The organism is Microbacterium sp. 69-10 (assembly GCF_001897945.1).
GTDB lineage: Bacteria > Actinomycetota > Actinomycetes > Actinomycetales > Microbacteriaceae > Microbacterium.
On the sequence record NZ_MKRT01000007.1, the window covers coordinates 1 to 8493 of the forward strand.

Here is an 8493-nt window from a genome sequence, read left to right on the forward strand (position 1 = left end):
ACCAACAAGCTGATAGGCCGCGAGCCCATCCCCAACCGAAAAATCTTTCCACCCACACACCATGCGGTGATGGGACATATCCAGTATTAGACGCCGTTTCCAGCGCTTATCCCAGAGTCAGGGGCAGGTTGCTCACGTGTTACTCACCCGTTCGCCACTAATCCACCCAGCAAGCTGGGCTTCATCGTTCGACTTGCATGTGTTAAGCACGCCGCCAGCGTTCATCCTGAGCCAGGATCAAACTCTCCGTAAAAAACAGATGCATACCAACCACCGGGAAAACGGCAAGAAGGCAGCGAGTTCAATCATGACCAAAAGAGACGAACATCATTGCTGACATTCATATAAATTGATCCAAAGGAATTCTCAACCAACCCCACAGGGCTGGACGAGGATAATTTGGCATTTGACAAGTGCACGCTGTTGAGTTCTCAAGGATCGGACGCACCCACACACCCACCAACCAAGGCGAGAAGCGCAGGGCAACTTCACAATCATACCCGGCGGATCCAGGACTGTTGACCAGTCGTTCCGGAGCCGGAACCTCTACCCTACACCAGCGAAGCCGCCAGTGGAAGTTGAGGATTTGTGTTCGCTGCTTGGAGGGGAGCCAGGCCTTCAGGCCTTCCGCTCAACCGCTTGGGGCGAACAAGTAATAGTTTACGTGGATCCCGGGCATCCGGCAAATCAGCCTCGTATCCCGGGCGTGTCGCGCCTCCGGCCGACGTAGTCTCGCGTCATGGGACCCACCAGTGACACCCCACTCCGGCCGCAGGATTCCGGGCTCCTCGCCCGCGTGCTGGCGGAGCTGGGGCTGCGCGCCGACGCTCTCACGCTCCCCGCCGGCGCGGCGTCGGCCGTACCGCTCCCCTCCCATCTCGCCGTGGGCGAGCTCGCCTGGACCAGCATCGGGGCCGCCGCGGCCGTGATCGCGATCGCGGCGGCCGAGGGCGGACATCCGCTCCTCCCCGATCCCGACCTCGTGGCCTCCGCGTACCGAAGCGATCGGTACCTGCGCGTCGACGGCGAGGCGATCGAGGGGTTCGCTCCGCTCTCCGGCTTCTGGCGCACCGCCGACGGCTGGGTGCGCACGCACGGCAACTACCCGCACCATGCGGCCGCCCTCCGCACCGGCCTCCGCCTTCGGGACGGCGCCTCCCCGGACGAGGTCGCCTGGGTGCTGCGCACGATGACGTCCGTGCAGGCGACGACTGCGGTCCAGGCGCATGGCGGCCTCTGCGTTCCCGTGCGGCAGGAGCACCAGCACGAGGATGCCGTGCTGCGGACCACCCCGCTGATCCAGGTGTCCCGGCTCGGCGACTCCCGACCGCGCGCACTCCCCCGTCCCACAACGGACTCGCCTCTGTCCGGCATCCGCGTGCTCGACCTCACCCGGGTGATCGCCGGTCCCGTCGCGACGCGCACCCTGGCGTTCGCCGGCGCCGAGGTGCTGCGAATCGACCCTCCGCTGCGGGAGGAGATCAGCTGGCAGCACTTCGACACCGGTCATGGCAAGCGGACGGCCCTCCTGGACATCGTCGCGGACCGGGAGCGCTTCGATGCGCTGCTCGCCGACGCCGACGTGATCGTGCTCGGCTACCGTCCGGACGGACTGCGCAGGCTCGGCCTGGATCCTCGATCACTGGCCGCTCGGCATCCGCAGCTCGTCGTCGCGCAGCTGAGCGCCTGGCCCGGCGAGGACTCCGCCCGAGGGTTCGACAGCATCGTGCAGGCGGACTGCGGCATCTCCTGGGCGGACTCGGACGACGGGCACGTCCCCGGCGCGCTGCCCGCCCAGGCGCTGGACCATTCTGCCGGGTACCTTCTCGCCGCGGGGATCACCATGGCCCTGTGCCGACGTGCGGAGTCCGGCGGCTCCTGGTACGTGCGCACCTCGCTGCGGCGGGTGGCCGCCGAACTGCTCGGGATGCCCCGGGGAGAGCCGCGCCGGGCACCGGAGCACGAGGTCCGGACGCAGGAGTTCGAGGTCGGCGGGCACCGCGTCACGACCGTCGTGCCCGCCGTGCGCTGGGCAGGTGGACCGGTCCAGTTCGCCGCTCCTCGTCCCTGGGGAGCCGACGCACCAGAGTGGTGATCAGGCGGAGTGGTGATCAGGCGGAGTGGTGATCAGGCGGAGTGGTGATCAGGCGGGCGTCGGCGGGGGAGAGCAGCACGACCACCACGCACAGCGCGACCGTCATCAGCCCCCACAGGCCCGATGCGAGCGGCAGCGTCCGGTAGGCCAGCTGCTGCACGCTGAGCGCGGGTCCGAGCGGGCCGTGGACGGACAGCCCGATGAGCCACCCCGCCACCAGGAACACCGGGAGAGTGAGGTACCAGCTCCAGCGCACCCAGACGGGCAGCATCCGCGGTCGGCGCACGATGCCGCGACGACGCAGCCACAGCACCGCGCACGCACCGAGGAGCAGCAGGCCGACGGCGCTCGAACCGTGCTGCAGCCACTTGTATCCGGGCATCGGCCCCCAGGACTGCCGCAGCGCGGGGATCGTCTCGACGCCCCAGCGGCCCTCGTGCGTGAACAGATCCCAGGCGATGTGCGAGAGCACCCCGATCAGCAGAGAGACGACCAGCAGGAGCGGGTAGCCCGGCTTCTCGCGGGATGCGAACAGCTCGAGCGCCGCGCCACGACCCGTCCGCCGCCAGGCATCCGGAAGACGCGCAGCGACGGCATCCGGGGCGAGATGCACCAGCGCCGGCCGCAGCACCAGCCGCCACACGGCCAGCAGGCCGAGGGCGATCAGCGCCGTCCAGACGATGTTCGTCGTGGAATGCGTGAAACCGTACGACGGACCGAGCCCGCGCAGGAAGAGCGGCAGGTCCGGTGTCATCGCCCCGACCGCGATCGCCGCGGGCACCAACGGCGTGCGCACGAAGGGCAGCGCGACGATCGCGTGGCTGGGCGTGAAGGGCATCGATCCGCCGGGTCAGCCGAGGAACACGCCCGCGAGCGTCTTCTTGCCGCGGCGCAGCACGGAAACACCGCCGGGGAGGGACCCCTGCACGGTCGCCATGTCATCGGCCACCCGCTCGCCGTCCAGCGAGACCCCGCCCTGCGAGATCGCACGCCGCGCCTCGGAGACGCTGGAGACCAGCCCCGTGGCGACGAGCGCCTCGGTGACCGGCGTGCCGGCGGCGACCGTCGCGTTCGGGAGCTCCTCGAGGGCGGTGCGCAGCGTGGCCGCGTCGAGCGCGGACAGGTCGCCCTGCCCGAACAGCGCCTCGGACGCCGCGATCACGGCGGCCGTCGCCTCCGCACCGTGCACCGTCACGCACACCTCGAGCGCGAGACGCTTCTGCGCGGCACGACGGAACGGCTCGGACTCGACCAGGGCCGCGTACTCCTCGATCTCGGCGCGAGTCAGGAACGTGAAGACCTTCAGCCGGTCGACGACATCGGCATCCGTCGTCCCGAGCCAGAACTGGTACATCCGGTACGGGCTGCACATCTCGGCGTCCAGCCAGATCGCGTTGCCCTCGCTCTTGCCGAACTTGGTGCCGTCGCTGTTCGTGATCAGCGGCGTTCCGATCGCGTGCGCGGACACCCCCTCGACGCGGTGGATCAGGTCGGTGCCGCTGGTGAGGTTGCCCCACTGGTCGGAGCCGCCCGTCTGCAGCACGCAGCCGTACAGGCGGTACAGCTCGAGGAAGTCCATGCCCTGCAGGATCTGATAGCTGAACTCGGTGTAGCTGATGCCGGCGTCCGAGTTCAGGCGCGCTGCGACCGCGTCCTTCTTCAGCATCGTGCCGACGCGGTAGTGCTTGCCGATCTCGCGCAGGAAGTCGATCGCGCTCATCGGAGCGGTCCAGTCGAGGTTGTTGACCATGCGGGCGGCGTTGTCGCCCTCGAAGCTGAGGAAGCGCTCGACCTGGGCGCGCAGCCGGCCCACCCACTCCTCGACCGTCTCGCGCGTGTTCAGCGTGCGCTCCGCGGTCGGGCGGGGGTCGCCGATCAGGCCCGTGGAACCGCCGACGAGCCCGAGGGGCTTGTGCCCGGCCAGCTGCAGGCGGCGCAGCAGGAGCAGCTGCACGAGGTTGCCGAGGTGCAGGCTGGGAGCCGTGGGGTCGAAGCCGCAGTAATACGTGATCGGGTCCCCGGCGAGAAGGGCGCGCAGCGCCTCCTGATCGGTGGACACGTGGACGAGGCCGCGCCACAGCAGCTCGTCCCACACGTTCTCGAACGTGGGATCGAGCGCCACGGAGGCGGTCGTCAGAGCGGGATTCGACACGCGTTCCAGGCTATCAGCGCGGATCGCGCGCTCCGCTCCCGCGTGACGTCGGATGCCCGTGCCATGCTGGCGGCATGCCGCCCCTGGACCCCTTCGCCTCCGCAGTGCTGGCCTCAGCGATCGTCGTGGTGCTGCTGGCGGTGCTCGCGCTGTCGCTCGTGGGGCTGCGCCGGCCGTCGACCGTCCTGGCCGCCGTCGGCGGTGCGCTCGTGGCGGCCGCGCTGACGATCGTCGTAGTCCTGCCCCCGGCGGCGACGCCCCTGCTGGGCGTCCCGATCACCGTGCTGGGGTTCGCCGCCGCGACGGTCGGCGGCAATCCGTTCACCCGGCGCGCGCTCGACATCGCCGCGGGCGACCGGGTGCGCGAGACCGAGGACGGCGGCATCGTGATCCTCGCCTCGCACGACGCCGACCCGGCGCACGCGCGGACCCTCATGCGCGGCGGAACCGTGATCGGCTACCTGGAGCGCATCTGCACCGTGGTGGCGATCGCGGTGGGTTTCCCCGAGGCGATCGCGGCGATCATCGCGGTGAAGGGCATCGGCCGGTTCCCGGAGCTCGCCGAGGCCGAGGCCAGGGAGCGCTTCATCATCGGCACCCTGGGCAGTCTGCTCTGGGCCGGTGCGGTCGGCACGGTCGTCCGTCTCGCGCTCGTCTGACTCCTGGTCGTCCGGGCAGGCACCGTTCAGGTCAGCTCGAACATTTGCAGCCCCTCCAAGAGGCTGCTCGCGCCCGCGGACGACAGCGCTTGCGACACCGCCGACTGCGTGATCCCCTCGGATCTTGCGAGGTCAGCCTGAGTACGGGACAGGAAGCGGCCGTAAACCAGACGACGCGTGCGGTCGCTCATGGCTGCAACGAGCTCATCTCTGGCGAGCAGATACGCGTTGGCCCAGCGCACGGCATCCGCTGTCACCTCGTTCGCGCTCTCGTGTGCGACCACCCATGTCCGCGCCCGCGGAATGGTGCGATCCTGCAGGGCATGCACCCGATCTATGGCCGCGCGCGCCGCCCACCACGCGGGCCCGTCAGGGATGCTCACGTCTCGCGTCGGGATCCGCGTCACGGCTCCGATACCCACGCCGAAGCGGCAGTCCACCTCGTTCGGGAGGATCAGTCGCAGCAGGAGGATCGATGTCAATGCCGACGCGATCGTCGGGTACACCGCCTGCTGCTCATCTCCCACGGTGGGGCGAAACGGCTGCAGGGCGAGGCCGGAGTCCGCGGTGACCCGATCGATGGCAGCATCCAGGATCTGCTGAGCGCCGTGGCGGTCATGATGACGCCGGGAGCCGACGATATCGGCGATGACCGCAACGACCGATTCACCGACGCCGGGGCGCGGACCGAGCAGTGGTTCGTCGATCACGGCGTTCCCGCGGGGAAGAAGACAACTGCAGCACTCAGCGCGACTCCTGCACCGGCCCCCAGGAGCAGGGACACCCGGATCCACCGGTACTTCCTGAGCACGATCCGTGAGAGGCTCCACAGCTGATGCAGAACGCGCTCACGGGCCCTCGCGTCGGTGTCCGTCTTCGCCAGCGCGGTGCCAAGCCGGTACGGATCCTTGAACGCGGCGACATGACCCCAGTACGTGACGCCGTATCGGGGCATCGTCTCCAGCCGATAGCGCGGCCACACCGCGACGGCCGCTGCTGTGACGCACGCGACGGCCAAGGCGATCCCGAACCCCCAGAGAATCTGTCCGGGCATCGATAGCACCGTGTCGGCGCGCCAATCAGAAGACATCTGGCCGCTGATGATGACCCCGAAGCCGACGCCTGCTGCGGCGAGCAGCAGAGAGGCCTTCTGATCGGCGTGCTGAACATCGTCGCGGGCCTCCTGCAGCATCTGTGCCGCTGTGCCGCTGGAGCCTGTCTTCACCCCTGAATACTATCGACGGGAAGTACCGGAGCATTCAAAGCTTAACTCGGGAGATATAAGCCTGTAGCCTTATCGTATGTTCGTATTGACGGTGGACCAGAAGTCGAGCAGAACGAGCTCAGACCTTGTTCCCGAGGCACTGGCCCAGCTCCGCAGCCGTGACGACCACGGTATCCTGCTCGGCCCAGAACGCACCGTCGGTGATGAGTTCCAGCTCATCACCGCCCATGCCGACAAGGCGTTGACGCTGATCCTCCACCTCACTCGCGGACGCTCCTGGAGTGTCGGTGTCGGGATCGGTTCCGTGGAACAGCCGGTCCCCGCGAGCATCAGGGAAGCTCGAGGGTCGGCCTTCATCAACGCACGCGAAGCGGTCGAGTCCGCGAAGAGCGACCCGACTCGTCTGGCGATCGTGAACGACGCACACAGCGACGAGGCGCAGGCCCTCGTTCGGCTGCTGATCGCGCTCCGCGACCGACGCACGGACAAGGGATGGGAGATCTACGACGCGCTGAACGAGCACCTCACACAGCGCCAGGCGGCCCATCAACTCGGCATCACGCCCGCGGCCGCCAGCCTCCGAGCAACCGCCGCTGGGCTGCGCGTCGAGGAACAAGCTCTGCCAGCACTCGTCGGCGTGCTGAATCGTTTGAACGTCGCTGACTCGGAGAAGTGACGACACGGGACTCCCGCATCGTATGTTCCGTGAATATCAGAGACCCAGCGCGTGCGCCGCCGCCTGCGTGCGAGCGACGAGCTCAGCCCGCTGCTCGGCCACCCGCACGGGAGCCGTTCCTCCGGCGCCGGTCCGGGATGCCACCGAGCCCTCGATCGAGAGCACGTCGCGAACGGCCGGAGTCAGGTGCTCGGACACCGAGCGCAGCAGCTCGTCATCGGCATCCTCCAGCCTGATCCCGCGCTCCTCGCAGGCGCGCACCAGCGCACCCGAGATCTCGTGCGCATCGCGGAACGGCACGCGCTGCTTGACCAGCCACTCGGCGACGTCGGTCGCCAGCGAGAAGCCCTGCGGTGCGAGCTCGGCCATGCGCGCCGTGTCGAAGCGCAGCGTGGCGATCATGCCCGCGAACGCCGGCAGCACCACCTCGAGAGTGCGGACCGAGTCGAAGACCGGCTCCTTGTCCTCCTGCAGGTCGCGGTTGTACGCGAGCGGAAGGCCCTTGAGCGTGGCGAGCAGCCCGGTCAGGTTGCCGATCAGGCGGCCCGACTTGCCGCGCGCGAGCTCGGCGATGTCGGGGTTCTTCTTCTGCGGCATGATGCTGGACCCGGTGGAGTACGCGTCGTCGAGCGTGACGAAGCCGAACTCGCGGGTGTTCCAGAGGATGATCTCCTCCGACAGCCGGGACAGGTCGATGCCCGTCATCGCGGCGATGAAGGCGAACTCCGCGACCACGTCGCGAGCGGCGGTGCCATCCAGAGAGTTCTCCGCGGGACGGTCCAGCCCCAGCTCGCGAGCCACGAGCGCCGGGTCGAGACCGAGAGTGGAACCGGCCAGCGCTCCCCCGCCGTAGGGCGAGAAGCCGGCGCGGCGACGCCAGTCGACCAGGCGCTCCAGCTCGCGCACCAGGGGCCAGGCATGCGCCTGCAGGTGGTGTGCGAGCAGCACCGGCTGGGCGTGCTGCAGGTGCGTACGGCCCGGGAGGATGGCATCCGGGTGCGCCTCGGCCTGCGCGACCAGGGCATCGATGACGCGCAGCAGGTCGCGGGCGATCACCTGGGCGTGATCGATCAGGTACATGCGCACGAGCGTCGCGATCTGATCGTTGCGGCTGCGGCCGGCGCGCAGGCGCCCGCCCACCTCGGGACCGATCTCGGCGATCAGCGCCTTCTCCAGCGCGCCGTGCACATCCTCGTCGCCCGGGTCGGGCAGCAGCGTGCCGTCCGCGATCCTCGCGGCGAGGGCGTCGAGGCCGGCGTGCATGATGCGCGCCTCCTCCGCCTCCAGGTATCCCGCGGCCTCGAGAGCCGTGGCGTGCGCGTGGGATCCCGCGATGTCGTACGGGGCGAGGATCCAGTCGAAGTGCGTGGAGCGGCTCAGCTCGGCGAGCTCGGGCGACGGACCGCCCGCGAACCGCGCTCCCCAGAGCGCGCCCTCGTTCGTGCCGTGCGCTTCGCTCACGCTGCCGCCTCCTGCTTGCCCAGGAGCCACACCAGCAGCGCCTTCTGCGCGTGCAGGCGGTTCTCGGCCTCGTCCCAGACCACGCTCCGCGGCCCGTCGATGACCTCGGAGTCCACCTCGTAGCCGCGGTCGGCGGGCAGGCAGTGGATGAAGATGGCCTCGGGGTCGGCGAGGTCCATGATCTCGGTGGTGACCTTGTAGCCGCCCAGATCGCGGAGCCGCTCG

At 69.0% G+C, this 8493-nt stretch carries 8 protein-coding genes, 1 rRNA gene and 1 pseudogene; 3 read left to right on the forward strand and 7 right to left on the reverse strand.

Translation table 11 applies throughout. The features are described 5' to 3' along the window. A 16S ribosomal RNA gene (locus tag BGN97_RS03005) occupies positions 1-253 on the reverse strand; the annotation flags it as partial. A 486-nt stretch (positions 254-739) separates the two neighbouring features. Between BGN97_RS03005 and BGN97_RS03010 the strand changes: the two genes are divergently transcribed. After that, the gene (locus BGN97_RS03010; protein WP_292697926.1) at positions 740-2095 is read left to right on the forward strand and encodes a CoA transferase; all 1356 of its coding nucleotides are present in this window, start codon (positions 740-742) and stop codon (positions 2093-2095) included. A 16-nt stretch (positions 2096-2111) separates the two neighbouring features. Here the strand turns inward: BGN97_RS03010 and BGN97_RS03015 are convergent, their stop codons facing one another. After that, positions 2112-2933 (reverse strand): DUF4184 family protein, encoded by an 822-nt coding sequence (locus tag BGN97_RS03015; protein ID WP_292697928.1) that lies wholly within the window; start codon positions 2931-2933, stop codon positions 2112-2114. A gap of 12 nt (positions 2934-2945) precedes the next feature. Beyond that, the gene (tyrS, locus tag BGN97_RS03020) at positions 2946-4247 is read right to left on the reverse strand and encodes a tyrosine--tRNA ligase (RefSeq protein ID WP_292697930.1); all 1302 of its coding nucleotides are present in this window, start codon (positions 4245-4247) and stop codon (positions 2946-2948) included. 74 nt (positions 4248-4321) lie between these two features. Between tyrS and BGN97_RS03025 the strand changes: the two genes are divergently transcribed. Next, complete coding sequence (locus BGN97_RS03025) at positions 4322-4906, forward strand: hypothetical protein (RefSeq protein ID WP_292697932.1); 585 nt, start codon at positions 4322-4324, stop codon at positions 4904-4906. Positions 4907-4932: 26 nt separating this feature from the next. Here the strand turns inward: BGN97_RS03025 and BGN97_RS03030 are convergent, their stop codons facing one another. Next, positions 4933-5700, reverse strand: a complete 768-nt coding sequence (locus BGN97_RS03030; RefSeq protein WP_363331392.1) for a SatD family protein — start codon at positions 5698-5700, stop codon at positions 4933-4935. After that, positions 5613-6131, reverse strand: coding sequence for a Pycsar system effector family protein (locus tag BGN97_RS03035; RefSeq protein ID WP_292697934.1), 519 nt, complete (start codon positions 6129-6131; stop codon positions 5613-5615). The genes BGN97_RS03030 and BGN97_RS03035 overlap by 88 nt, the downstream gene beginning before the upstream one ends. Positions 6132-6207: 76 nt before the next feature. Between BGN97_RS03035 and BGN97_RS03040 the strand changes: the two genes are divergently transcribed. Continuing rightward, entirely contained in the window at positions 6208-6807 is a 600-nt protein-coding gene (locus BGN97_RS03040) for a DNA-binding protein (RefSeq protein ID WP_292697936.1), read from the forward strand. A gap of 36 nt (positions 6808-6843) precedes the next feature. Here BGN97_RS03040 and argH read toward each other — a convergent pair whose 3' ends face one another. After that, positions 6844-8268 (reverse strand): argininosuccinate lyase, encoded by a 1425-nt coding sequence (gene argH, locus BGN97_RS03045; RefSeq protein ID WP_292697938.1) that lies wholly within the window; start codon positions 8266-8268, stop codon positions 6844-6846. Further along, positions 8265-8493, reverse strand: a pseudogene (locus BGN97_RS03050) (ornithine carbamoyltransferase); the annotation flags it as partial. The gene argH and the pseudogene BGN97_RS03050, both read right to left, overlap by 4 nt.